This is a genomic window from Micromonospora pattaloongensis (genome assembly GCF_900107255.1).
GTDB lineage: Bacteria > Actinomycetota > Actinomycetes > Mycobacteriales > Micromonosporaceae > Micromonospora_I > Micromonospora_I pattaloongensis.
Genome location: NZ_FNPH01000001.1, coordinates 1,193,782 through 1,217,329, shown reverse-complemented (window position 1 = coordinate 1,217,329; position 23,548 = coordinate 1,193,782). Strand labels below are relative to the sequence as shown.

The window sequence follows — 23,548 nt, the reverse complement described above, 5'->3', positions numbered from 1 at the left end:
TTCAGCGATGTCCGCGGAATCATGACGCTGTCGGGAGGTGATCGCGTGCGAACCGTGACCGGAGCCACGGACCGGGTGGTCGTGGTCGGCGCCGGGCTCGGCGGCCTCGCCTGCGCGCTGCACCTGGCGGGCGCCGGGCGGCAGGTCACCGTCGTCGAACGTGAGACGGTCCCCGGCGGGCGCGCCGGGCGGCTGTCGCTGGACGGCTACGAGTTCGACACCGGACCGACCGTGCTGACCATGCCCGAGCTGATCGCCGAGGCGCTGGGCGCGGTCGGTGAGGAGCTTCCGGACTGGCTGGACCTGAGCCCCGTCGACCCGGCCTACCGCGCGCACTACCCCGACGGCTCGACGTTGGACGTCATCACCGACACCGTCCGGATGGCCGCCGAGGTGTCGCGGGTGTGCGGACCCCGCGAGGCCGACGGCTACCTGCGCTTCGTCGACTACGCGCGCCGGCTGTGGCAGCTGGAGCGCCGCGACTTCATCGAACGCAACCTCGACAGCCCCCGCGACCTGCTCACCGCCAACCTGCTGCGGCTGCTCGCCGGCGGCGCGTTCCGCCGGCTGCAAACCAAGATCGATCAGTTCTTCACCGACCCACGGACCCGGCGGATCTTCTCGTTCCAGGCGATGTACGCCGGGCTCGCCCCGCAGGACGCGCTCGCCATCTACGCGGTCATCGCGTACCTGGACTCGGTCGCCGGGGTCTACTTCCCGCGCGGCGGCGTGCACGCGGTCCCGGCGGCGCTGGCCGGCGCGGCCGAGAAGCACGGCGTACGGATCCGCTACGGCACCACGGTGACCCGGGTGGAGACGTCCGCGGGGCGCGCCACCGCGGTCGTCACCGCCGACGGCGAGCGCATCCCGGCCGACGTCGTCGTGCTCAACCCCGACCTGCCGGTCGCCGAGCGCGAGCTGCTGCCGTCGGCGCGGCGGCGTCCGCTGCGCTACTCGCCGTCCTGCGTCGTGCTGCACGTCGGCTCCCGCCAGAGCTACGGCCGGATCGCGCACCACAACATCCACTTCGGCCGGCAGTGGAAGGGCACCTTCGACGAGATCATCAAGCGCGGTCAGCTGATGTCCGATCCGTCCCTGCTGGTGACCAACCCGAGCCGGGCGGACCCGTCGCTCGCGCCGCCCGGCCGCCAGACGTACTACGTGCTCGCCCCGACCCCCAACCTCGACCGCGGGCGCGACCTCGACTGGCGCGGGGGGCTGACCGCGCGGTACACCGACGAACTGATCGAGACCCTGGAACGGCGCGGCTACCGCGGCTTCCGCGACGGCATCGAGGTCTCCCGCGTGGTCACCCCGGCGGACTGGGCCGACCTCGGCATGGCGGCCGGGACGCCGTTCGCCGCCGCCCACAATTTCATGCAGACGGGGCCGTTCCGTCCGCGCAACCTGCACCCCACACTGGGCAACGTGATCTTCGTCGGTTCGGGCACGCAGCCCGGTGTGGGGGTGCCCATGGTCCTGATCTCCGGCAAGCTCGCCGCCGCCCGCGTCACCGGGGGCCCGCGGTGACGGCCTCGCGCGAGACCCACCTGGTCGAACTCGTCGACACCGCCGGCCGCGCCACCGGCGCGTGCACGGTCAGCGAGGCTCACCAGCCGCCCGGCCGGCTGCACCGGGCCTTCTCGGTCATCCTCACCGACGCGGACGGCCGGATCCTGCTGCAGCGGCGGGCCAGCGTGAAGACGCGCTTCCCGCTGCTCTGGGCCAACGCCTGCTGCGGCCATCCGGCCCCCGGCCAGTCCCCCGCCGAGGCGGCGAACCTGCGGATCGCCGAGGAGCTCGGCGCCGGGCCGGTCGCGCTGACCGAGATCGGGGTCCACACGTACTACGCGGAGGACTCGGTGACCGGGCGGGTGGAGTCCGAGTACGACCACGTGCTGCTCGGCCGGTTCTCGCCGGACGAGCCGCTGCGCCCGGACCCCGCGGAGGTGGCCGAGCTGCGTTGGGTCGACCGCGAGGAGCTGCGCGCCGACCTGATCGCGAACCCCGGGAAGTACGCCCCGTGGCTCGCCGGCGTGGTCGGCAGGCTCGACGCGCCGGAGCGGTCGCTTGGGCGATGACGCCCTGAGCGCGGGGGCGGTCGCCCGGCGTCTGGGCGTCGCCGTGACGACGCTGCGCACCTGGCACCAGCGCTACGGCCTGGGCCCCAGCCGGCACGTCCCCGGACAGCACCGCCGGTACACGGGCGACGACCTCGTCCGGCTGGAGATCATGCGCCGGCTCACCGCCGAGGGGGTGCCGCCCGCCGAGGCCGCCCGGTGGGCGCGGCGCGCGCCGCACGTACCCGAACCGACCCCCGCGTCGGTCGGGCCGCCCGGTGCGTCACCGCCCCAGCCGGCGTCGCGACCCGAGCCGGCGGCGCCCCGCGACGGCGGCGGCTTCGCGATCCCGGTCGGGCGGGCCGGTCCCGCCGCCCGCGGCCTGGCGCGGGCCGCGATGCGGCTCGACTCGGTCGCCATGCGGGAACTCATCGAGCGCTCCGTCGCGACCAACGGCGTCGTCCACACCTGGGACGCCGTGCTGGTGCCCGTCCTGGTCGGCATCGGGGAACGGCACGCCGCCACCGCCGGTCTCGTCGAGGTCGAGCACCTGCTCTCCCGGTGCGTCTCCGAGGTCCTGGGTGCGGTCGCCCGGCCGCACCCGGCCGCGCCGGCCCCGCGGGTGCTGCTCGCCTGCGCCGACGAGGAGCAGCACAGCCTGCCCCTGGAGGCGCTCGCCGCCGCGCTGGCCGAGGTCGGGGTCGCCTGCCGGCTGCTCGGCGCGCGGGTGCCGCCGGCCGCGCTCGCCGAGGCCGTCGCCCGTACCGGTCCCGCCGTCGTGGCGCTCTGGTCGCACGCGCCGTCGACCGCGCGGACGGATCAGCTCGGCGGGCTGCTGACCGGCGCGCACCGCCCGCTGCTGGTGCTGGCCGCCGGCCCCGGATGGCGGCGCGACGCGCTGCCCACCGGCGTCGCGCAGCCACGCCGATTGATCGAGGCGATCGCCCTGATCGTCGCCGCCGAGGCAAGCTGAGGCGATTCAGAGGGTTTTCACGGTTGTCCCGCCTCCGCTAGCGTGTGGAGCCTTACCCGCACCCCGCATCGGGAGTTGACGATGCACAGACGCACCCCGGCCGTGGCCGGCGTGGTCGCGCTCATCCTCCTGCTCGCCGCGCCCTGGGCCCTCGCGGCGGACGCCTCGGGTCGGGCGGAGCACACCCGTCACCGCGCCGTCGCGCGGCCCGTCCCGACCCCGACGACCCCACCGAAGCCCGGACAGGCGGCGGCGGTCCCGCAGCGCGTAACGGGGCCGTTCGGCACGCAGCGCACGACGGGTCGCAAGCAGGTCGCGCTGACCTTCGACGACGGGCCGGACCCGGTCTGGACGCCGAAGCTGCTCGACCAGTTGCGTACGGCCAAGGTCAGCGCGACGTTCTGCGTGATCGGCACGCAGGTCCGGCGCCACCCCGCGCTCGTGGCCCGGATCGTGCGCGAGGGGCACACGCTGTGCAACCACAGCTGGCGCCACGAGTTCAACCTCGGCAAGCTGCCGGCCGCCACGATCCGCGCGGACCTGGTGCGGACGAACCGGGAGATCCAACGGGCGGTGCCCGGCGCGAAGATCCGGTACTTCCGCCAGCCCGGCGGGAAGTGGACCGCCCGCGTCGTCGCCGTCGCGCGGGAGCTGGGAATGATTCCGCTCGGCTGGGACGTTGACCCCCGAGACTGGGCGAAGCCGGGGGCAAAGGCGATCCGCACCCGCGTCGTCCAGCAGGCCCGGCCCGGGTCGATCGTGCTGCTGCACGACGGCGGCGGAAACCGCAAGGGAACCCTTGCCGCGTGCCCGACAGTGATCGCCGCGCTACGCCAGAAGTACGGCATCACCCAGCTCAGGTGAGGTTCGAGCGCTCGCTGGACGCCGAAGTGTGACGCGCGCGGTACCGGTTTGGTCGTAGGGCTCGGCGTCACGTATGCTTTCGAAGCCTCCGGCGGGGCCGGATGGGAGCACAGCCGCTTGAGTTGCCATGTGCAATGATTGCGGGGCCGCCCTCATCGTCTAGCGGCCTAGGACGCCGCCCTTTCAAGGCGGTAGCACGGGTTCGAATCCCGTTGGGGGCACGACCGGCGCGAGCCGGAGCAAGAGCAAGGTCCTGTGGAGCAGTTGGAGTGCTCGCCGCCCTGTCAAGGCGGAGGTCGCGGGTTCAAGTCCCGTCAGGACCGCCAAACGCCGTCCGCCGTGCGTGCAACGCGCGGCGTTCTGCGTTTTCGGGACCGTGACAACCCGCTCCGGCGAGATCGTCGCCGGACGGGTAACATGGCCCGAGTGCCCGGCCAGGTAGCTCAGTTGGTACGAGCGTCCGACTGAAAATCGGAAGGTCGGCGGTTCGACCCCGCCCCTGGCCACATAGCCTTTCGCCGGGCTATTGCAGCGCCCACCAGCGGAAACGCCGGTGGGCGCTTTGCTTTGCACCCCGGGAACCCGCCTGTCCGGCCTGCCCCTCGTTGACCCCGGAATCCCGCTGATGGCCGTCCGTTGTTGTACGTGGACTGCACGGGCGGTGGTCTCTGGTAGCGGACCCTCTGATCCGTAGATTCCCAAGACCACTCCGCGCCGTTCGGCAACGTCCACGTCGCCCTGGTCGCCGCGCTCTCGGCAACTGGATCGGTCCGGGCTCGTCCGGCTCTGTTCGCCTGGGTGGCTTCCGCGTGGTGGCTACGCAGGTGTTAGGCGTCGTCTCCGAGCTGCACGCCCTTCCTCATGCTCGCCCAGCCAGCACCGATCGTCCGCCTCCCCGCGCGACGCGGGTTGGCCATTCAGCGCACGATGTCGTACCCGACACGCACTATGCAGGCCATGTCTCGGAGATCTCCGCACCCACACCATGCCGTCGACTACGTGGAGTTCACGGTCACCGACCTCGAACAGGCCAAGCGCTTCTACGCCGATGCGTTCGACTGGCAGTTCAACGACTACGGTCCGGGGTACGCCGGCATCCGGAGCCCGCAGGGTGACTCCGAAGTGGGCGGTCTCTGCAAGGACCAAGAAGTGCGACCGGGCGGCCCGCTCGTGCTGCTCTATTCGACCGACCTGGACCGGTCTCTAGAGGCGGTGAAGAACGCCGGCGGCCAAGTGGTGAACGGGCCGTACGAGTTCCCCGGTGGACGCCGGTTTCACTTCACCGACCCGAGCGGGAACGAACTGGGCGTCTGGGCCGAGGCGTAGGGAGCGCCGACCAGCGGAAACGCCGGTCGGCGCTCTTGCGTTGCGGCCCGGGACGGCAGCTGTCTGGTCGTTCGGACGTACAGTGCCTAGCCGTGGGCGATCTTTTCGGGACGCTGGCGGCTGCCGTCGGGGTGTTCGCCGGGACGAACGTCGACGACATCATCGTGCTGACCGTCCTGTTCCTGTCCGCTCGGGCGTCCGGCAAGCCCCGGCTGTGGCAGATTTGGGCCGGCCAGTACAGCGGGATTGGCGCCCTGGTGGCGATCTCCGCAGTGGCAGCCCTTGGCCTGACGATCGTGCCCGACCAGTGGGTGGGTCTGCTCGGCTTGATCCCGTTCGGGCTCGGGGTGAGGGGCCTCATCGGGGCCATCCGCCACCGCAATGACGAGGAGCTGCCGACTCCGGCCGTGGCTTCGGGTCTTCTCTCCGTGGCCGGGGTCACGGTCGCCAACGGCGCGGACAATATCTCGGTCTACACGCCGATGTTCCGCACGATCGGTCTCACCGCCACCCTGATCACCGTCGCGGTGTTCGCCCTCGGGGTAGCCGTCTGGTGCCTGACGGCGGCCTGGCTTGGCTCCCACCGCAGCGTGGTCAGCGTCATTGAACGGTTCGGGCACTGGATCGTGCCAGGCGTGTTCATGCTGATCGGCACCGTGATCGTGATTGAGTCCGGCGTCCTTGGTCGGATAGCTGGGTAGCCGCTCCTGGTGGTTCTGGCGGATCTCTGAGGAGGGCCGGGTTCGGGGCAGCGCCCCGAGGTCTTGGTTCTCGTTCTCGCTCTCTCCTGTCACGGCACCTGCTTGACAGCGGCGTCCCACCAGATGCTTGACATGATCTGAGAACCGGGACTGTCGGAGCGACCAGTGTCGGCGGCCAGGTGGAATTCCCCGTGGACGGCCAATTCCGAAACTACGGAAGGTAACGGCGGGTAGCTCATCGCCCGGCGTTCACGAAGGCAACGATCTCGTCGAGTCCGGGACGGTAGCCGTCGCTGGTGTCCACCTCGACCGCGGGCACGTCGAGCCGGACGCGCTGGAAGCCGTGGTGGCCGACGGCATGGGTCTGATGGTCGCCGAGGTACGCGTCGGCGTGGGCACGCCGGGTCGCGATTTCGTCCTGCCGTCGCTGGACGCGGTCGAAGGCCGTCTGCGCGGGGACTTGGCAGTGCACAACCCGAATGTCGGCGATCCCGATCAATGGCTGCAGGCCGGGGCTCCACGCCGCTGCCGGGCACCATCTTGTTTCAGGCGTTCGGCCTGCTACAGCACCACCGCGAGGGGTTCGATCCAGCAGCTCGCGACGTGGGGCTCGACCAGTCGCTTCGCCTCCTCGGCGTCCGTCTCGGTGAGGAAGACGCCCACGTTGTGCCGGCTCCGGCGGCCGTTCTCCTCGGTCACCGCCGTGAGCACGTGGACGTAGCGGTGCCGCTCCCGGCGTACACCCTCCGGCAGGCCGGTGAGGAACGCCTCCGCTACGTCGTGCGGCGAGGCGATGTCGAACTCACCGCCGACTCCGTGGAGCGGCTTGACCGGCCACATCGGGTCGTACGCGCTGAACGTGTTGAAGAACGACGGTTGCAGGTCCGACAGCACGCCTTCGCACCACCCCACGGCAGCGGTGATGACGTAATCGGTCACCCCCTCGCTCTCCAGCATGAGCACGCGGTCCTTCTCCGAGAGGCACCAGCCCGAGGTGTCCCGGTCGATCTGCGCGGCCTCCTCCTCGGTCGCGCACCGGATCACCAGGCCGCGGTACGTCCCCTGCATCTGCACCGCGTCGACCGGTTTGAACAGCACCTCCGTCGTCGTCGAAAGGCGGTGGCCAGCTCCAGGCATTGAGTCCGCCCGCAACAGCAGCTGGCCGTGGGTCGCCGAGTACGACCACCATTCGAAGTGCCGCTCGCTGCGGAAGAGTTCGGCGCCCGGGCGGAAGTCCTCATCCTTGTGAAGCCACACGCTCGACGTCATCTCGTCACCATCAGACACCCGGACGGCAGACGTCAAGATCAGAAGCGCCGGTCGGAACTCTCGCAGATTTCGGAGTGTCGGGGCATCCCGATGGCGAGGCGACGGGGCCCGCCCAACCAACGAGATCGGCTGAGATCGAGACTCAAGTCCCCATGATGCTGCGCGTTCCTCGGCACTCTCTGGTGGCTGCCGTCTGGCGCCCTGGCGACGCCCCGACGCCCCGAGCACGCCTGATCCTCGTGGAGCTTCAGCGGGCCGTCCAGCCGCTGGCTCGTTTCGGCGCGAGTCTTGGCCAATCACAGCCGCAAGTCAGTCTGCGAGGGTGGAACCTTTTCGTCGCGCCGGGAGTGGAGGTGGAGGAGAAGGGAGGTGACGGTGTCCGACGATGATGTGATCGGTGACGTGTACGCCGGGTGTTTCCGGCGCTTGGTTGTTCAGCTTTACGCGGTGACCGGGGACCTGGGTGAGGCGCAAGAGGCGGTGCAGGAGGCGTTTACTCGTGCGCTCGCCGCCCCCCGGCGGTTCGCGGGCCTTGACAATCCAGAGGCGTGGCTGCGTCGGGTGGCGGTCAACGTCGCCCGCAGCCGCCATCGGCGACGGCGGGTGCTCGATGCGCTGCTGCGCCGGATTGGGCCGCCGCCCGTGGTCGCTGACACCGCGCCAGAGCACCTTGCGCTGCTGGCGGCGCTGCGGCGTTTACCCGAGGGGCAAAGGCACGCACTCGCCCTGCACTACCTCGTGGATTTGCCGGTCGAGGAAGTGGCGCAGACATTGGCCGTCTCCGTCGGCACGGTCAAATCCCGGCTGTCCCGGGGACGTCAGGCGCTCGCCCTACTGCTCACCCCCGCTGACAACGCAGATGCCGCAACCCCCTATGGGAGGGTCGATGTCCGATCGTGAGTTCTCCGGCTTCGACGTCGAGACAGTCAAAGACAATGTCAGCCAGCCACCGCTCGATGACCTCCGGGCGGCCGCCCATTTCCGTCGTCGGCGACGCAAGGGCGGAGTCGCTCTGGCCGTTGTAGCGGTCCTCGCGGGTGTCGCCTTCGCTCCGATCGATCGCAGCCCAGACCCGCTCGAATTCGCCGGCCCGGACCCGACGGGTTCGGCAAGCCAACGCCGCGCCAGCGAATTGGTCGTGCTCTCCGACAAGGCCGCTGTGGCTGTCGAGGTGGCAGAAGAGGGCTGCAGGATCAGCTTCGCTGCGACCATCGATGCCGGACGGAGCTGGTCGGATTGGCAGGCCGCCCGCCACAGCGGCACCTGCACCATGAGCACCAACGCCGAAAGCCTCGGAGCAACGGACGTTCGGTACAGCGTGCTCAGCGAGCAGAGCTACCTGGTCAGGTTCGACGACGAGTTGGTGCTATCCACCGACGCCGGGCGGACCTGGCACGACGCCAACTCCACCGGCACTGCCGTCACCGCCTTCCCCAAGAAGGCCCGACCGGTCCCCTGCCAGCAAGGCTGCGGCGCGATCAACCAACCACTGGCCGTCGATCCCACATCCGGCCGCGTCTTTCGGCTCACCGGGCAACCACCGTCGCCCTATCCTCCCTACAACATCTACGAGAGCCCGGACGGGGCTCTCTGGATCACCTACTGGCCGGGAGAGTACGGCCGACCTTCCGTGCTCGCCCGCAGCGTCGACCGGGGTGCGACCTGGCAGACGTCGCAGGCGCCCGAGGGAACGACCTCGATCGGCGTGGCGGCGGTCAGCGGCCAGGAGGCTTACCTCCTGACCGAACCCCTCCCAGCTGATCCAAACGGACCCCGGGCCACCGCTCCGTCCCGACTGCTGCGCACCATCAACGGCGGCCAGTCATGGACAGACGTCGGCACCGATCTGCCCACCACGGATGGGGTCCGTCCGTTCACCATCGGCGCGGACGGCTCCCTGATGGTCCTCCACACCGACGCCACTCCCGCCTTCGTAATGATCAGCCGAGACGGCGGGCGGCATTTCACCAAAGCACGGGAGTACGGCGACGGTAGAGCAGATGCCAACCCGGGCCGGGCATGGCTCTACGGCCGCGACGATCAGTCGGTCGGCGGAGCGGACCACGTGCAGCTCACCACCGACGGGTCGAGCTGGACCCGCTTCCCACTCCCTCATTGACGACCGGCGGCACCGCCCGGTGAGACCGGCCGGTCTCACCGCGCGGTGCCGCCGAGCGGTTTCGTACCCCCCGGCCGCAGGCCGGTGCCGCCGAGGTCCGCGCGGCGGCCGGCGGCCGCGCCGAGCGTCATGCCGGTGCCGGCGAGCCGACGCGGACCGGCCGAGCGCAACCGCGGATACACCTCGGCGATCCGGCGCTCGACGTGCGCCGACCGGTCCGCGAGCACCAGCGCCAGCGACCCGCCCGCGCCGGACTCGGCGGCCGCCGCCGACTCCGCCTCGTGGAGCCGCGCGGCCACGGCGGCGGCGAACCCGGCGAGCCAGGAGCGCCGGAAGGCCGCCGGGTGCTCCCGCGGTGGGACCGGCGTCGCGGTGAGCCCGTGGGCGGCCTGCACCAGCAGCGACGTGAAGAGCAACTCCACCCGCTCCAGGTCGCTGGCGTGCCCGAAGAGGTGCATGGTGAAGCCCTCCGGGCCGCGCCGGCGCACCGCGCGGCAGCGCAGCGCGGTGGCGACTCCGGCGAGCAGCCCGGCCTTGTCCAGCGCGTACGGCGGCAGCAGGTCGATCAGCCGGTCCCCGACCGGGTCGCTGGCCGGATCCCGGGCGGCCAGCAGCGCCCGGTCCACGCCGTACTTCGCGATCAGCTCGGTCGCTTTCGCGGTGAACGCCTCGGCCTCGGCCACGGTGCAGGCCGGGTCTTCGGCCTTGGCGAGCAGCTTGCGCACCTTGGCGAGGATCGCGTCGGACATTCCACCAGAGCTATCACATCCCGGCGCCGGGCCGGGCAGGGCGCGCGAGGTCAGACGGTGCGGCGGCGCAACGTGGCGACCGCGGAGCCGGCCAGGGTGAGCAGGCACTCCGGCAACTGGCCGTCGGCCAGCGCGGCGCCGAAGAGGGCTTCCCCGGTCGGCACGTCGGAGTTGGCGTACGCGCTGATGAACCGCGCCACCCAGCGCGCGTCGTAGCGGGCCTCGTCGATGCCCGGGAAGTCGAGGGTCCAGGTTCCGTGCGGCACGCTGTCGCCGACCATGGCGGCGGCCAGGCACCAGGCCACGTCGTACGCGCCCGCCATTCCGGAGCGGTCGACCACGGCGTCGAAGGTGTCGACCACCGCGTCGCTGTCCCCGGCCAGGGCGCAGTGCAGCACCTGCGCGGCGTCGTCGCGCGCGTCGGGCGGAACGTCGGTCACGTCGTCACCTCGCTACGCTCCGCTTACCTCGGTCATGAGCGGAAGGGTATGCCGATCGGTCAAGGCACGCACGGCGAACGGGACAGAACGACTGCCGCGCCGTCACCGCCCAACTACCCACCGAATCCCCCTCTGACCTGGGATGTTGCTCGATCGATCCGCGCGCTAGGGTGCCGCCACGGACTCTTCCGGGGAAGGACCCACGTCATGCTCATGCGACGCGGCTCGCGCAACGCCGCTCTGGCCGCCTGCGCCTCGTTCCTGTTCACCGTCGCCGTCACCGGCTGCGGGTCGGACGATCCGGGGAACGCGGTGGCGCCGCCCGCGGTGCGGCTCTACGGCACCGACGGGAACATGGGCAATTCGTTCGGCGCGGAGTTCACGGACCAGGCCGGGCTGCTCGCGGGGATGAAGGGCACGACGCCGCTGACCCCGCTCTCCGAGGACTTCAAGACCCGGCTGCGCAGCGTCGCCCCGAAGCTCGGCGACGTCGTCTACGCCGCCGAGACGTACGACGCGGTCGTCATCAGCGCCCTCGCCGCGCAGCTCGCCGGGGAGGTCACGCCCGCGAGGATCGCCGAGCAGATCAACGGCGTGACGACCGCGGGCACCCAGTGCGACACGGTCGGAGATTGTCTGCGGCTGGCCCGGTCGGGCGCTGACATCGAGTACCGGGGCGTGTCGCTCAAGCGTGGGGGCTTCACGGACGCGGGCGAACCCTCGACCGCCACCTTCGCCACCCTGCACTTCGACACGAACAACCAGATCAACGACGGGAAGACCGAGTTCGTCGGCGCGGGCAACGAGGCGGACACCACGCGGAAGCGGCCGCCCGCGGCCGAGCGGCAGCGCCCGAATAACCGCAGCGAGCAGCCATTGACCATCGGCGGGCTGCTGCCGAAGACCGGCGACCTGGCGATCCTCTACCCGCCGCTGGCCGCCGGCGCCGCACTCGCGATCAAAGAGATCAACTCCGAGGGCGGTGTACTGGGCCGGAAGGTGCAGTGGGTCGACGGCGACGACGGCACCCGGCCCGACGTGGCGAAGGCGACGGTACGCGAGCACGTCGCGGCGGGCGTCCACGTGATCATCGGCCCGGGCGCCTCCGGCATCGCCCGTGCCGTGCTGCCCGATGTCGTCGCCGCCGGTGTCGTGCTCTTCTCCCCGTGCAACACCGACGCGGGGCTCAGCACGGTCGAGGACAAGGGACTCTACTTCCGGACCGCCCCGTCGGACCTGCTCCAGGCGCGGGCGCTCGCCGACGTGATCCTCCGGGACGGGTCGCAGCGGGTCGCGATCGTGGCGCGCAAGGACTCGTACGGCGACGGCCTGCAGAGCAGCGTGCGCACGGAGCTGGAGCGGACGGGGATCGCCGCCGACCAGCTCAAACTGCTGAGCTACGAGCCGCCGGCCGGCCCGGCGACGCCGCTGGACTTCTCGGCCGGCGCCGCCGAGCTCAAGAATTTCCGGCCCGACGCGGTAGTGCTGATCGGCTTCGGCGAGTCGGCACAGGTCATCAAGGCGCTCGCCGCCGCGGGCGTCACCCTGCGGCACTGACCGCGGGCCGCCCGCGACGTGACGCCCGCGCCGCGCGGCTGACCGGCGGTGGCGGTCAGCCGCGCCTGCGGTCGAGGAAATCGGTCATCCGCTGCCGCTTCTCCTCGTCCTCGAAGAGCACGGCCTGGCTGACGAGGTCGAGCTGCGGATGGGCCGCGGGCGGGGCGTCGACGGCGAGCTTGGTCAGCCGCAGCGCGAGGCAGGAGCCCTTCGAAATCTCGTCCAGCAGTCCGTGTGCGGCGCCGAGCAGCTCCGCGGGGTCCTCCACGACCCGGTTGACCAGGCCGATCCGCAGCGCTTCGGCGGCGTCGACCCGACGTCCCGTGAAGAGCAGCTCCTTGGCCCGCGCCTCCCCCACCAACGCCGGGAGGCGGTGCGTCGCCCCCGCGCCGGCGATGATGCCCAGCCGCACCTCGGGCTGTCCGAAGATCGCGCGCGCCGTGCAGATCCGCAGATCACATGCGTACGACAGCTCGGCTCCGCCGCCGAGGGCCGGGCCGTCGATCGCGGCCACGGTGGGCAGCGGCAGCGCGCGAATCCGGGCGAAGATCGCCGAGTTGATCGCGGCGAGCGCGTCGAGCCGGCCACGGTCACGCAACTGGGCGATGTCGGCGCCGGCCGCGAAGACGCCCTGCACGCCGCCGGTGAGCAGCAGCAGGCGCGGCTCGCGTTCGAGCCGCGCGCACACGTCGTGCGGCGCGTCGACCATCCCGGCGTCGATCGCGTTGCGCTTGTCGGGCCGGTTGAGGGTCACGACGAGGCGGTCGGCGCGCTCCTCGATCTCCAGGCTCACTGCTTGACGCCCCCTTCCCAGCGGTAGAACCCCTCGCCGGACTTCTTGCCGAGCCGTCCGGCCGCGACCATCTCCTCGAGCAGCGGCGGCGGCGCGAAGCGATCACCGTACGCGGCCTGCAGCGTCCGGGCGATGTCCAGCCGCACGTCGAGCCCGACGAGATCGGTCAGCTCCAGCGGGCCCACCGGATGCCGGTAGCCGAGCACCATCGCCTTGTCGATGTCGGCGGGGCTGGCGACGCCGTCGGCGACCATCCGGATCGCCTCCAGTCCGAGGGTGACGCCGAGCCGTGAGGTGGCGAAGCCGGGCATGTCGCGTACGACGACGGGGTCCTTGCCCAGCCGCGCCGCGAGCGCGACGCCGGCCGCGGTGGTCTCGGCGGCGGTGACGGCCCCGACCACCACCTCGAGCAGCGCCATCGCCCAGACCGGGTTGAAGAAGTGCAGCCCGAGGAAGCGCTCCGGGTGGTGCAGGCCCCGGGCGAGCTCGCCGATCGGGATGCTGGAGGTGTTGGTGGCGAGCAGCGCGGGGCGGCGCTGCTCGGCCGCGGCCAGGACCGCGCGCTTGAGGTCGAGGCGTTCGGGAACGGCCTCCACGATCACATCGGGGGCGTCGGCGACGTCGTCGAGGTCGCTCTTGACGACCAGACGGGCGCGGCTCGCGTCGGCGTCCGTTGTGGAGAGCTTCCCGCGTGCCACGGCACGGTCCCAGAGCCCGTGCAGCGTGTCGAAGGCGGCGGCGGCCCGCCCGCGGTCGATCTCGACCAGCTCGACGGCGTAACCGGCGCCGGCCGCCACGTAGGCGATGCCGAGCCCCATGGTCCCGGCACCTACCACCACGAAACGATCGTTCATGGACCCGACCCTATGCAGTCGGGTCGCGGGCGGAGCGCCGGGGCCCTACTGTCGAGACCCGGATGATCCGCGACGGAAGGGACACCGATGAGCGAGCCGCAGGAGATCGTCGAGACCCGCGGGGACGATCGCGTCGACCTGCTGAAGGTGGACGCCAACAATGACGGCAGGACCGACGTGTGGGTGGTGGACACTGACGGCGACGGCAAGCCGGACGTCTTCCAGTTCGACACGACCGGCGACGGCAGCGTCGACATCACGATGGTGGACCTGGACGAGGACGGCACGCCGGAGCAGGTGGTCGACGGCGACGGCGGACTCCCGCCGGCCTGACGCGCGCCGGGAGCCGGCGCGTCACTCGGCGAGGCGCAGGGTGGCCAGGTAGTACGGCGCGTCCGCGAGATCGACGTCGACCAGCCGCCACGGCGTGCCGTGCACCAGCCCGGCCAGCTCCTCGGGCGAGCACACCAGATAGTCGAACCAGCCGGTGGCCAGGTCGCGGTAGCGCAGCCGCAGCCGCAGCTGGCCGCCGAGCCGGCCACGATCCCGGTTGCGCTGGTGGTAGGAGGTGTGCACGGGATCGCTCGTGCCGTACGGGTCGGTGCCGTGCGCGATCACCTGCGCGCCGGGCCGGGCCATCGCGGCCAGTGCGGCGAGGAACTGCGCGGCCCGGTGCCGCCCCTCGATCAGCCCGAGGTTGTTGCCGAGCAGCAGGAACGTGTCGTAGCGCCGGCCGGACCCGGCGTGCTCGTCGACGGTGGCGCGGACCAGGTCGCGCACGCCGCGACGGCGCGCCACCGCCAGCGCCCCGGGCGAGATGTCCAGCCCGGTCACCGGGACGCTCCGCTCCTGCAGCAGCAGCGCGATCCGCCCCGCCCCGGCGCCGATGTCGAGCACCTCGCCGCGCACCCGGTCGACCGCGCGATGGTCGTACGGCTGCCACGACTCGGGGCCGTCCAGGTAGTGCGCGGCGGGCGCGCCGTTGATCAGACCGTCGTCGCGTTCGATGATCTCGATGACCGGCCGGGGCAGTCGTCCGCCGGCCAGCGGGCGCGGGCCGACGCCGGTCGCCACCGCGAGAGCGTCGCGCAGCAGTTCGCCGAAGACATCGCCGATGCGCGGTTCGGTCACCATTGCACCGACGCTACCGCCGCACACCGGCCTCGGCAGCGCGGCCGTCGCCGTACCCTGACTGGTGTGACGGCGCTGGACCGACTCGGTGAAGAGAAGTACCTGCTGCTCACGACGTTTCGGAAGGACGGTCGGGCGGTGGCCACCCCGGTGTGGGTGGTGCGGGACGGCAACGCGCTCGGGGTCTGGACCGCCGCCGACGCGGGCAAGGTCAAACGGATCCGCAACATCGACGCGGTAACGGTCGCCCCCTGCGACTTCCGTGGCAACCAGAACGCGGATCCGGTGCCGGGCCACGCCTCGATCATCGACGGGGAGGCCACGGCGCATCTCCGGGACCTGCTGAAGCGCAAGTACGGCGTGGCCGGCCGGCTCACGCTCTGGGGCAGCCGGCTGCGCCGCGGCAGCGACGGGACGGTCGGCATCCGCATCGTGCTCGACGAATGACCCGGGCGCGGAAAGGGACAGGGGCGAGGGTCGCGCGGTCGCCCGCACGTCCCCCGCCCCTGTCCGATGCTCGGCCGGCGGAAAGCTCTCTCAGTCGCCCTGGCGCTGCTGAGGAATCTGGCCCTGCAGCAGGGCGCGAACCTCCGACTCGCGGTAACGACGGTGTCCGCCCAGGGTGCGGATTGCGCTGAGCTTGCCAGCCTTCGCCCACCGCGTCACGGTCTTCGGGTCGACTCGGAACATCGACGCGACCTCGGCCGGTGTAAGTAGCGGCTCAGGTTCATGCGTTCGCGATGCCATCGGTCACTCCTCCACAGGTGTAGACATCGGCCGGGGTCCCGCCGACCGACGCGTATCCCATGGTCCGGCTAGTCCCCGATGTCCGACATGGGCCGAACGGCCGAACGTCCCTGGATAGACGGACGAGCAATGACTGATTTATGACGCTTTTTTATGCCAGAAACCGCCTTATTTGGACTCTTGATCACGCTTCGTGACGCGGTAATTACGAGCGATCTTCAGGTTGGGAGCGCTTCCACTCGCCGAGACTCGTCCCGTTTTTGCCCTAATTGCATCGTTCGAGCAACTGGACCGCGCGCCACCGCGCCACGAGCTTCTCGTACGCCTCGCTCGCCGACTCGGCGTCCCCGCGGGACAACGCGGCGAGCCCCGAGGCGACCAGCGCCGGCGAGTCGTCGGCCGCCAGCGTCTCGTCGGGCAGCAGGTCGACGAGCCCGCCGTAGTCGAGCTCGATCACCGACCGCGGATGGAACTCCTCGAGCCACCGCGCGCCCTCCTCCACCGCCTCGGTGATCGGCGCGTCGCCGACGGACTTGCGCAGCACCGCCAGCCCGCGCGAGGCCCGCCGCCGCGCCTTCGAGATCTCCGTGCGGTAGCGCAGCATCCGCTGCCCCGGTCGCGTGCTGAACTCGCGCTCACTCTCCTCGATGAACACGAACCAGCGCAACGGCACGCCCCAGGTCGCGATCTGCTCGTGCACCCGCGGCATCCCGTGCTCCAGGACCCGCGCCCCGCTGCGCCAGTCCTCCACCACCGCCTTCGCCTGGCCGGCGAGGATCGGCGGCACGAACGCGTCCGCCAGCACCGACGGAACACCGTCGCGGGCGCTCAGCGCCGCCTCGGCCACCCGCACCCGCAGATTCCACGGACAGATCAGCAGCGTGTCGTCGTGCTCCAGGACGTACGCCTCGTCGGGCGGATCCGGCAGCCGCGTCCACCCCGCGCCGAGCGCCCCGATCACCGCGGTGCGCTGGCGGCCCGGGCCGTCCGGCGGCGCGACCGCCCGGCCCTCCTGCACATAGCGGCGCCAGAAGACTTGCCGCTCGCGGTCGAAGGCGGTCAACGGCTCGTACACGCGCAGATATGAAGCGAAGAGCGACGGCACGGCGCGATCCTCCCATGAAAACGACCTTCGCTGCCGCCTGGAGCGAGCGGCCGAGCGGCGCCGGAACGCAAAGCGGGCACGCGTACAGGCCGATATTAGGCTCAACATGACCGGCACCACCCCGCCGGCCACCACACGGGCCCGCACCCCACAAGGGCGCCCCACCGACGTCAGGAGCAGCCATGGGCGTATTCGTCAGTACAGACGGCACCGAATCGGCCGGACACGAGCAGGTCGTCTTCTGCCAGGACAAGCAGACCGGCCTGAAGGCGATCATCGGCATCTACTCCACCGCGCTCGGCCCCGCACTCGGCGGCACGCGCTTCTACCCGTACGCCACCGAGGCCGACGCGCTGCACGACGTGCTGGAGCTGTCGCGCGGGATGGCGTACAAGAACGCCCTGGCCGGGCTGGACCTCGGCGGCGGCAAGGCGGTGATCTGGGGCGACCCGGAGCAGATCAAGACCGAGGCGCTGCTGCGCGCGTACGGCCGGTTCGTCCAGTCCCTCGGTGGCCGGTACTACACCGCCTGCGACGTCGGCACCTACGTGCCGGACATGGACATCATCGCGCGGGAGACCCGATTCGTCACCGGCCGCAGCGTCGAGCACGGCGGCGCGGGCGATTCGTCGATCCTCACGGCGTGGGGCGTCTTCCAGGGGATGCGGGCCGCGGCGGAACACGTCTGGGGCTCACCGACACTGGCCGGGCGCCGGGTCGGGGTGGCCGGGCTCGGCAAGGTGGGCAAGTACCTGGTCGGCCACCTGATCGAGGACGGCGCGTCGGTCGTGGCCACGGACGTCAGCGAGCGGGCGCTGGAGTGGGCGCGGCAGACGTACCCGCAGGTCGACCTGGTCGCGGACGCCGCGGCGCTGGTCGCCGCCGACATCGACGTGTACGCGCCGTGCGCGCTCGGCGGCGCGCTCGACGACGACACCGTGCCGGCGCTGCGCGCCAAGGTGGTGGCCGGGGCGGCGAACAACCAGCTCGCCCACCCCGGGATCGAGAAGCTGCTGGCCGACCGCGGGGTGCTCTACGCGCCCGACTACGTGGTCAACGCCGGTGGTGTGATCCAGGTCGCCGACGAGATCGAGGGCTTCAACTTCGAGCGGGCGAAGCTGCGGGCGACGCGGATCTACGACACCACGCGCGAGATCCTGCGGCTGGCCGACGCCGAGGGCGTGCCGCCGGCCGTCGCGGCCGACCGGCTGGCGGAACGCCGGATGGCCGAGGTCGGCCGACTCCGGACCATCCATCTCGGCTGACGCGCGTCACGCCGCTCCCCGCCGGTCACCGAATCCGTGTTGATCACGCACAACGTCACAGGGCGCGAGATCGCATTCTGTCGAACAAGTGCGTGATCACCGGATAGGCGCGTGATCGGCGGGGACGATGGGCCGGAAACGCCACCCGTGGTCGTCATGACCGAATCCGCGTGCAACTCCTTACGATCCACAAATTGCGGCACGTCGCGCGCGAGCGCGACGCGCCGAAGCGACGCGGGTAACCCGAGGTGCCGAACGGGGTCCTCCCCATGTACCGTAAGAGCCACGAGAGATGCCTGACGTCATCGGGGCCCGCCTTCGGGCTGCCCCGAATTCTGTGCGAGGGGGTCGAGCCATGGGGCGCGGCCGTGCTAAGGCCAAGCAGACAAAGGTGGCCCGGGAGTTGAAGTACCACTCCCCGAACACCGACCTCACTGCACTGCAGCGAGAACTGGCCGGCAGTCGGAAGTCGGACCGTGACTTCGACGACGACTACAAAGAGTTCGTCGACGACGATGACGAGGACGACGCGGACGACCCAGGCAACTGGGCGACTCCGACTCGCTGACCGATAGTCAGATCAGAGCACGCGGTGACGCCCGCGTGCTCATGCATGTCCGTCCGGTGCCGGTCTTCGCGGACCAGGACTGCTTGTTGTGATCAAGGGCGTGTCGGGGTCTCGATTCCGACACGCCCTTCCTCGCCGAGAACCCCCGGCCGCGTTCACCGCGGCCGATTGTTCCAGTTGTAGAACGTCGGGATGTTCTCGAAGTGGTTCCAGGCGCAGACGGCGCTGCCCCCATCCTCCGCGGCCACTTCGGCGCGCCGCCGGCGGGCCGCTTCCGCCTCGGAGAGCAGCGCGGTGAGCCCGGCCCGGGCACCGCGCACCCGCTCCGCGACCGGGTCGGGGCAGGGATCCTCGACGTGGTCAGGGCGCCGGCGACTGGTGGTCTCGGGCATGGTCCAACACTCCCTCCAATAGGCGGATCTTGCTGTTCCGGCAGTGGTTGGTCTCCGTACCGTCGAAACGCCCGTGCTCGAAGTAACGGTTGGCGGCGTGGGCGCCGCCACAGAACCCGAAGTACGGACACTGCGTACGGCACGCCTCCACCCCGGTGAGGAACTCCGCCACCCAGGGCGTCCGCTCCGGCGCCGACAGGAGTTCGGGCAACGGCGTCGCCAGGACGTTTCCGCTGCTGAAGTCCGCGTACCGCGGATCGGAGAAGCCCGCCAGCTCCGGTGAGAGCAGCACCACGGACCCGTCGTACGCGATGGTCGGGATCGGGTCGAGCTGGGCCGGCAGAACCTGGTCAGCGGTGCCGTCCAGTACGGCGGCCGCGTAGCGCAACGACCACTCCACCTCGCGGACGTGGATCCGCGGATCCCGCCGCCACGCCCCGACGAGCTCGCTCCAGAAGGCGGTCACCGCCTCCGCGGGGTGGTCGTTGCCGCGCCGGTTCACCCCCTCCATCTCCTCGATGTTGATGCCGAGCACGTCACAGCCGAGCGCGAGAAAGTACTCGTAGAGCTCGGTGGCCAGCCCCGGCTCCGGGCGGCTCACCACGCAGAGCGCGGAGAACCCGATCCCGTGGCGGCGCAGCGCTTCCACTCCCCGCACGATCCGGTCGTACGCCGGTCTGCCGCCCCGGCCGACCCGCTCGCCGTTGCGCTCCGGCGGCCCGTCGACGCTGACGCTGACCCGGATCCGGTGCGCCGCCAGGAACTCGCACCAGGCGTCGTCGAGCAGCGTGGCGTTGGTCTGGACGTGGTGCTCCACCGACGCGTCGAAGGGGGCGAGCAGGGCGGCAAAGTGCTCGCGCCCGGCCGCCAACGGCTCGCCGCCGTGCCAGACCACCGAGAACCGACCGTGCCGTGCCCACTCGTTGACCGCGCCGGCGACCGCGGTCGCCACCGTCACCGGCATCCGCCGGTCCTCGGACCGGAACGGCAGATAGCAGTAGGTGCAGTCGAGATTGCACAACGAGGTGGGCTGCATGACGACGTACGTCGGCACGGAAGCGATGCCGCGCATGCCGGGAACCGCCTGGCGCTGGCGCGTCACCGTCCCTCCTCGGGCTGTCGGATGCCGCTTCAGGCTAGGCGGAGGGATCCGCCCGGGTGAAGCCCCAATGAGGTATGCGCACGATCAGCAGTCAGTGACACGGCCGGGTCGTCAGCCGCGGGTGTGCTGCCCGATCATCTGCACGGCCCCGGATCCCTCGATGATCTCGCCCGCCTGCCACGCCTCGACGCCGCGACCCGCGAGGAAGGCGAGCGCGCGATCCGCGTCCTCCGCGGACACGATCGCGAACATGCCGATCCCCATGTTGAAGGTCGACTCCATCTCCGGGTCCTCAATCCGCCCCTTGGCCTGGACGAGGTCGAAGATCGGCTGAGGCTTCCAGGTCGAGCGGTTGACGACCGCGTCGACGTGCTCCGGCAGCACCCGCACCAGGTTGCCGGGAATGCCGCCCCCGGTCACGTGGGCCAGCGCGCGCACCTCGCACTCCTCGATCAGCTTGAGGCAGTCCTGCGCGTAGATCTTGGTCGGCGTCAGCAACTCCTCGCCCAGCGTGCGCTGCCGGCCGAAGTCCTCGACGACGGTGTCCAGCCGCATGCGCCCCGCGCCGAGCAGCACGTGACGGACGAGCGAGTAGCCGTTGGAGTGCAGGCCGGAGGAGCGCATGGCGATCACCACGTCGCCGACCTCCACCCGCTCCGGGCCGAGGATCTCGCTCTCCTCCACGACGCCCACACCGGTGGCCGACACGTCGTACTCGTCCGGGCGCAGCACGCCCGGGTGCTCGGCCGTCTCGCCGCCCAGCAGCGCGCAGCCGGCGTACCGGCAACCGTCGGCGATGCCCGCGCCGATCTCGGCGATCTTGTCCGGCACCACCTCGCCGGTGGCGATGTAGTCGAGCAGGAAGAGCGGCTCGGCGCCGCACGCGACCAGATCGTCGACGACCATCGCGACCAGGTCGATGCCGATGGTGTCGTGGATGTCGAGCTGCTGGGCGATGACCAGCTTCGTGCCCACACCGTCGGTCGACGAGGCCAGGATCGGGTTGCGGTACTTCTGGATGTCCAGCCGGAACAGCCCGGCGAACCCGCCGATACCGCCCATCACCTCCGGGCGCGTGGTCTGCCGCACCTTCGACTTGAGCAGCTCCACCGCCCGGTCCCCGGCCTCGATCGAGACTCCCGCATCCGCGTACGTCGAAGCCCGCCTGCGGCCCGTACGGGTCGCTCCCGCAACCCACGGCTGACGGGTGCCGGTCTCCGCGCCGGAGGCCGCGCCCCCATCCGGTCCGACTCCCGCGCTGCCGCGCTCGGTCACGTGCGTCACGGTTCTCCCCTTTGTGTTTCTCGCGGCCAGCCGCGTCGGGTAGGGGTCGAGGATCGCTCGACGATGTGCTCACTGCCCCGGACCGGCGTCCGGGGCACTGCTACGGGCGGTGCGACGTCTCAGCGCCGCCGGCGACGGCGACGTACGGCGAGACGGCCGGCGCCGGGCTCACCGGCCCGGCCAGGTTCTCCTGCTCGACGGTGTCCGACCCGTCGCCGGCCCCGCCGGCGACCCGGCGGCCCACACCCTCGAGCACGTGCTTGCCGACCAGGTTGCCGGCCGGCAACTCGATCGGGTATTCGCCATCGAAACACGCCCGACACAGGCGCGTCTTCGGCTGCTCGGTCGCCGCGATCAGACCGGTGAGCGAAACATAGCCCAGCGTGTCGGCGCCGATCGAGCGCCGGATGCCGTCGGTGTCCAGACCGTTGGCGAGCAACTCCGCCCGAGTCGCGAAGTCGATGCCGTAGAAGCACGGCCAGTTCACCGGCGGCGACGAGATCCGGACATGCACCTCCAACGCGCCGGCCTCGCGCAGCATCCGCACGATCGCGCGCTGCGTGTTGCCCCGCACGATCGAGTCGTCGACCACCACGATCCGCTTGCCGCGCACGTTCTCGCGCAGCGGGTTGAGCTTGAGGCGGATGCCGAGCTGCCGCAGCGTCTGCGAGGGCTGGATGAAGGTCCGCCCCACGTACGCGTTCTTCACCAGGCCCGCGCCGTAGGTGATCCCCGACGCCTCCGCGTAGCCGATCGCCGCGGGCGTGCCCGACTCCGGCACCGGGATCACCAGGTCGGCCTCGACCGGGTGCTCCTCGGCGAGCTTGCGGCCGATCTGCACGCGCGCGGCGTGCACGTTCCGTCCGGCGATCGTGGTGTCCGGGCGCGCGATGTAGACGTACTCGAAGAGGCAGCCCTTCGGCTCGGGCGCCGCGAAGCGGGCGGAACGCAGCCCGTGCTCGTCGATCGCGATCAGCTCGCCCGGCTCGACCTCGCGCACCACGCTCGCCCCGACGATGTCGAGGGCGGCGGTCTCGCTCGCGACCACCCAGCCGCGCTCCAGCCGACCGAGCACCAGCGGGCGCACACCGTGCGGGTCACGGGCGGCGTACAGCGTGGTCTCGTCCATGAACACGAAGCTGAACGCGCCGCGCAGCGTCGGCAGCACCTCGAGGGCGGCCGCCTCGACGGAGAGGTCGGGGCGGCTGGCCAGCAGCGCGGTCACCAGCGCGGTGTCCGAGGTTGACCCGTCCACGCCCATGCCCCGCGCGCTCACCTCGCGGGCCAGCTCCGCGGTGTTGACCAGGTTGCCGTTGTGCGCCAGCGCGATCGTGGTGCCGGTCACGGTGGCCCGGATGGTGGGCTGGGCGTTCTCCCAGGTCGATCCACCGGTCGTGGAGTAGCGCGTGTGCCCGATCGCGAGGTGCCCGCGCAGGCTGGCCAGAGTCGGCTCGTCGAAGACCTGGGCGACCAGCCCGAGGTCCTTGTAGACCACGACGCCGGAGCCGTCGCTGACGGCGATGCCCGCCGCCTCCTGGCCGCGGTGCTGCAGCGCGTAGAGGCCGAAGTAGCTGAGTTTGGCAACTTCTTCCCCCGGCGCCCACACAGCGAAGACGCCGCAGGCGTCCTGTGGGCCGGGCCGTTGCGGGTCGAGCTCGTGACTCAACCGGCCGTCGCCTCGGGGCACCTGTCGCTCCCTCGTACTGATCTGCTGCGCTGGTCACCGCGCCGGTGCGCGGTCGCTGCCAGGTCCGTCGCGGAACAGTGTACGCGAGCCTCCGCGGATAACAGAGAGCAGCTTTTTGAGCGCTCTCAGTGATAGTCGCCAATCTTGCTGGGGAACTAGAACGGGATGTAAGCCGATATGTCGGCCCGGTGCCCGCTCGCCCGCACCCGCCCGTCGGCGAGCGCATCGGGCCACGACAGCCGACCCGTCGCCAGCAGCACCCAGGTCACCGGATCGGTCTCGACCACGTTCGGCGGAGTCCCCCGGGTATGCCGCGGACCGGCCCCGCACTGAACTGCGCCATAAGGGGGGACCCGCACCTCCACCGTTCGGCCGGGAGCGCGTCTGACCAGCTCGGACAGGAGCGCGCGGACCGCGTCACGCAGCTCCTCCCGGCCCGGATGCACGCCCGCGTCGAGCGCCGCTTCGACCGCGGCGACCGCGGAGGACTTATTGTGCGCAGAGGACACGACGGGACGATACGACTCACCGTCGCGCTGCTTCATGCCGGGCCTGGGTCGCG

Annotated in this window: 27 protein-coding genes and 3 tRNA genes; 16 read left to right on the top strand and 14 right to left on the bottom strand. The window is 71.2% G+C overall.

What is annotated here, in order from left to right; all coding sequences use genetic code 11:
• The first annotated feature begins 45 nt into the window (after positions 1–45).
• From crtI to BLW47_RS05890, 9 genes are all read left to right on the top strand, one after another.
• Entirely contained in the window at positions 46–1,530 is a 1,485-nt protein-coding gene (crtI, locus tag BLW47_RS05930) for a phytoene desaturase family protein (protein ID WP_091552222.1), read from the top strand.
• Positions 1,527–2,081 carry an isopentenyl-diphosphate Delta-isomerase gene (idi, locus tag BLW47_RS05925; RefSeq protein WP_091552220.1) on the top strand — a complete coding sequence of 185 codons (555 nt, stop codon included), beginning with the start codon at positions 1,527–1,529 and terminating at the stop codon, positions 2,079–2,081. Before crtI ends, idi begins: the two co-directional genes overlap by 4 nt.
• Entirely contained in the window at positions 2,071–3,033 is a 963-nt protein-coding gene (locus BLW47_RS05920; RefSeq protein ID WP_091552217.1) for a MerR family transcriptional regulator, read from the top strand. Before idi ends, BLW47_RS05920 begins: the two co-directional genes overlap by 11 nt.
• Before the next feature lie 81 nt (positions 3,034–3,114).
• A complete protein-coding gene (locus BLW47_RS05915) occupies positions 3,115–3,897 on the top strand; it encodes a polysaccharide deacetylase family protein (protein ID WP_091552215.1) in 783 nt (260 codons plus the stop codon).
• Positions 3,898–4,045: 148 nt separating this feature from the next.
• Positions 4,046–4,118 (top strand) — tRNA-Glu (locus tag BLW47_RS05910).
• Between the two features lie 28 nt (positions 4,119–4,146).
• A tRNA-Asp gene (locus BLW47_RS05905) sits at positions 4,147–4,223 on the top strand.
• A gap of 106 nt (positions 4,224–4,329) precedes the next feature.
• Positions 4,330–4,403, top strand: a tRNA-Phe gene (locus tag BLW47_RS05900).
• A gap of 451 nt (positions 4,404–4,854) precedes the next feature.
• The gene (locus tag BLW47_RS05895) at positions 4,855–5,223 is read left to right on the top strand and encodes a VOC family protein (RefSeq protein WP_091552675.1); all 369 of its coding nucleotides are present in this window, start codon (positions 4,855–4,857) and stop codon (positions 5,221–5,223) included.
• Between the two features lie 92 nt (positions 5,224–5,315).
• The gene (locus BLW47_RS05890; RefSeq protein WP_091552212.1) at positions 5,316–5,924 is read left to right on the top strand and encodes a cadmium resistance transporter; all 609 of its coding nucleotides are present in this window, start codon (positions 5,316–5,318) and stop codon (positions 5,922–5,924) included.
• A gap of 235 nt (positions 5,925–6,159) precedes the next feature.
• On the opposite strand, the gene BLW47_RS05885 is transcribed toward BLW47_RS05890, so the two are convergent.
• Both BLW47_RS05885 and BLW47_RS05880 read right to left on the bottom strand, forming a co-directional pair.
• Entirely contained in the window at positions 6,160–6,396 is a 237-nt protein-coding gene (locus tag BLW47_RS05885; RefSeq protein ID WP_091552210.1) for a hypothetical protein, read from the bottom strand.
• Between the two features lie 89 nt (positions 6,397–6,485).
• A complete protein-coding gene (locus BLW47_RS05880) occupies positions 6,486–7,193 on the bottom strand; it encodes a hypothetical protein (protein WP_091552208.1) in 708 nt (235 codons plus the stop codon).
• A gap of 369 nt (positions 7,194–7,562) precedes the next feature.
• Here BLW47_RS05880 and BLW47_RS05875 point away from each other — a divergent pair, with 369 nt between their 5' ends.
• Positions 7,563–8,093, top strand: a complete 531-nt coding sequence (locus BLW47_RS05875) for an RNA polymerase sigma factor (protein ID WP_425435330.1) — start codon at positions 7,563–7,565, stop codon at positions 8,091–8,093.
• Positions 8,080–9,312: a WD40/YVTN/BNR-like repeat-containing protein gene (locus tag BLW47_RS05870; protein WP_091552206.1), complete on the top strand. Its 1,233-nt coding sequence runs from the start codon at positions 8,080–8,082 to the stop codon at positions 9,310–9,312. The genes BLW47_RS05875 and BLW47_RS05870 overlap by 14 nt, the downstream gene beginning before the upstream one ends.
• Positions 9,313–9,347: 35 nt before the next feature.
• Here the strand turns inward: BLW47_RS05870 and BLW47_RS05865 are convergent, their stop codons facing one another.
• Both BLW47_RS05865 and BLW47_RS05860 read right to left on the bottom strand, forming a co-directional pair.
• Positions 9,348–10,061, bottom strand: coding sequence for a DUF2786 domain-containing protein (locus BLW47_RS05865; RefSeq protein ID WP_091552203.1), 714 nt, complete (start codon positions 10,059–10,061; stop codon positions 9,348–9,350).
• A 50-nt stretch (positions 10,062–10,111) separates the two neighbouring features.
• Entirely contained in the window at positions 10,112–10,501 is a 390-nt protein-coding gene (locus BLW47_RS05860) for a hypothetical protein (RefSeq protein ID WP_091552201.1), read from the bottom strand.
• Between the two features lie 207 nt (positions 10,502–10,708).
• On the opposite strand from BLW47_RS05860, the gene BLW47_RS05855 reads away from it, so the two are divergent.
• The gene (locus tag BLW47_RS05855; RefSeq protein ID WP_091552198.1) at positions 10,709–12,058 is read left to right on the top strand and encodes an ABC transporter substrate-binding protein; all 1,350 of its coding nucleotides are present in this window, start codon (positions 10,709–10,711) and stop codon (positions 12,056–12,058) included.
• Between the two features lie 55 nt (positions 12,059–12,113).
• Here the strand turns inward: BLW47_RS05855 and BLW47_RS05850 are convergent, their stop codons facing one another.
• Complete coding sequence (locus BLW47_RS05850; RefSeq protein WP_245736385.1) at positions 12,114–12,851, bottom strand: enoyl-CoA hydratase/isomerase family protein; 738 nt, start codon at positions 12,849–12,851, stop codon at positions 12,114–12,116.
• The gene (locus tag BLW47_RS05845) at positions 12,848–13,705 is read right to left on the bottom strand and encodes a 3-hydroxyacyl-CoA dehydrogenase family protein (RefSeq protein WP_091552192.1); all 858 of its coding nucleotides are present in this window, start codon (positions 13,703–13,705) and stop codon (positions 12,848–12,850) included. Before BLW47_RS05845 ends, BLW47_RS05850 begins: the two co-directional genes overlap by 4 nt.
• An 87-nt stretch (positions 13,706–13,792) precedes the next feature.
• Between BLW47_RS05845 and BLW47_RS05840 the strand changes: the two genes are divergently transcribed.
• A complete protein-coding gene (locus BLW47_RS05840) occupies positions 13,793–14,038 on the top strand; it encodes a hypothetical protein (protein ID WP_091552189.1) in 246 nt (81 codons plus the stop codon).
• A 21-nt stretch (positions 14,039–14,059) separates the two neighbouring features.
• On the opposite strand, the gene BLW47_RS05835 is transcribed toward BLW47_RS05840, so the two are convergent.
• Positions 14,060–14,839, bottom strand: coding sequence for a class I SAM-dependent methyltransferase (locus BLW47_RS05835; RefSeq protein ID WP_091552187.1), 780 nt, complete (start codon positions 14,837–14,839; stop codon positions 14,060–14,062).
• Between the two features lie 63 nt (positions 14,840–14,902).
• Between BLW47_RS05835 and BLW47_RS05830 the strand changes: the two genes are divergently transcribed.
• Positions 14,903–15,283 carry a PPOX class F420-dependent oxidoreductase gene (locus BLW47_RS05830; protein WP_091552184.1) on the top strand — a complete coding sequence of 127 codons (381 nt, stop codon included), beginning with the start codon at positions 14,903–14,905 and terminating at the stop codon, positions 15,281–15,283.
• A 90-nt stretch (positions 15,284–15,373) separates the two neighbouring features.
• Here BLW47_RS05830 and BLW47_RS05825 read toward each other — a convergent pair whose 3' ends face one another.
• Both BLW47_RS05825 and BLW47_RS05820 read right to left on the bottom strand, forming a co-directional pair.
• Positions 15,374–15,583, bottom strand: a complete 210-nt coding sequence (locus BLW47_RS05825; protein WP_007073996.1) for a BldC family transcriptional regulator — start codon at positions 15,581–15,583, stop codon at positions 15,374–15,376.
• Between the two features lie 265 nt (positions 15,584–15,848).
• Positions 15,849–16,688 (bottom strand): DUF8083 family protein, encoded by an 840-nt coding sequence (locus BLW47_RS05820; RefSeq protein ID WP_091552182.1) that lies wholly within the window; start codon positions 16,686–16,688, stop codon positions 15,849–15,851.
• Positions 16,689–16,870: 182 nt separating this feature from the next.
• On the opposite strand from BLW47_RS05820, the gene BLW47_RS05815 reads away from it, so the two are divergent.
• Both BLW47_RS05815 and BLW47_RS05810 read left to right on the top strand, forming a co-directional pair.
• Complete coding sequence (locus tag BLW47_RS05815) at positions 16,871–17,953, top strand: Glu/Leu/Phe/Val family dehydrogenase (RefSeq protein WP_091552180.1); 1,083 nt, start codon at positions 16,871–16,873, stop codon at positions 17,951–17,953.
• 355 nt (positions 17,954–18,308) lie between these two features.
• Positions 18,309–18,521, top strand: coding sequence for a DUF3073 domain-containing protein (locus tag BLW47_RS05810; RefSeq protein ID WP_091552177.1), 213 nt, complete (start codon positions 18,309–18,311; stop codon positions 18,519–18,521).
• Between the two features lie 155 nt (positions 18,522–18,676).
• Here BLW47_RS05810 and amcA read toward each other — a convergent pair whose 3' ends face one another.
• The 5 genes from amcA to BLW47_RS05785 form a co-directional block, all read right to left on the bottom strand.
• Positions 18,677–18,913 (bottom strand): multiple cyclophane-containing RiPP AmcA, encoded by a 237-nt coding sequence (gene amcA, locus BLW47_RS05805; RefSeq protein WP_091552174.1) that lies wholly within the window; start codon positions 18,911–18,913, stop codon positions 18,677–18,679.
• Complete coding sequence (gene amcB, locus BLW47_RS05800) at positions 18,882–19,985, bottom strand: cyclophane-forming radical SAM peptide maturase AmcB (RefSeq protein ID WP_091552171.1); 1,104 nt, start codon at positions 19,983–19,985, stop codon at positions 18,882–18,884. The genes amcA and amcB overlap by 32 nt, the downstream gene beginning before the upstream one ends.
• A gap of 141 nt (positions 19,986–20,126) precedes the next feature.
• Complete coding sequence (gene purM, locus BLW47_RS05795; RefSeq protein ID WP_175543504.1) at positions 20,127–21,299, bottom strand: phosphoribosylformylglycinamidine cyclo-ligase; 1,173 nt, start codon at positions 21,297–21,299, stop codon at positions 20,127–20,129.
• Positions 21,300–21,399: 100 nt separating this feature from the next.
• Positions 21,400–22,986, bottom strand: coding sequence for an amidophosphoribosyltransferase (gene purF, locus BLW47_RS05790; protein ID WP_091552169.1), 1,587 nt, complete (start codon positions 22,984–22,986; stop codon positions 21,400–21,402).
• A gap of 155 nt (positions 22,987–23,141) precedes the next feature.
• The gene (locus BLW47_RS05785) at positions 23,142–23,495 is read right to left on the bottom strand and encodes a sterol carrier family protein (protein WP_091552668.1); all 354 of its coding nucleotides are present in this window, start codon (positions 23,493–23,495) and stop codon (positions 23,142–23,144) included.
• Positions 23,496–23,548: the final 53 nt, after the last annotated feature.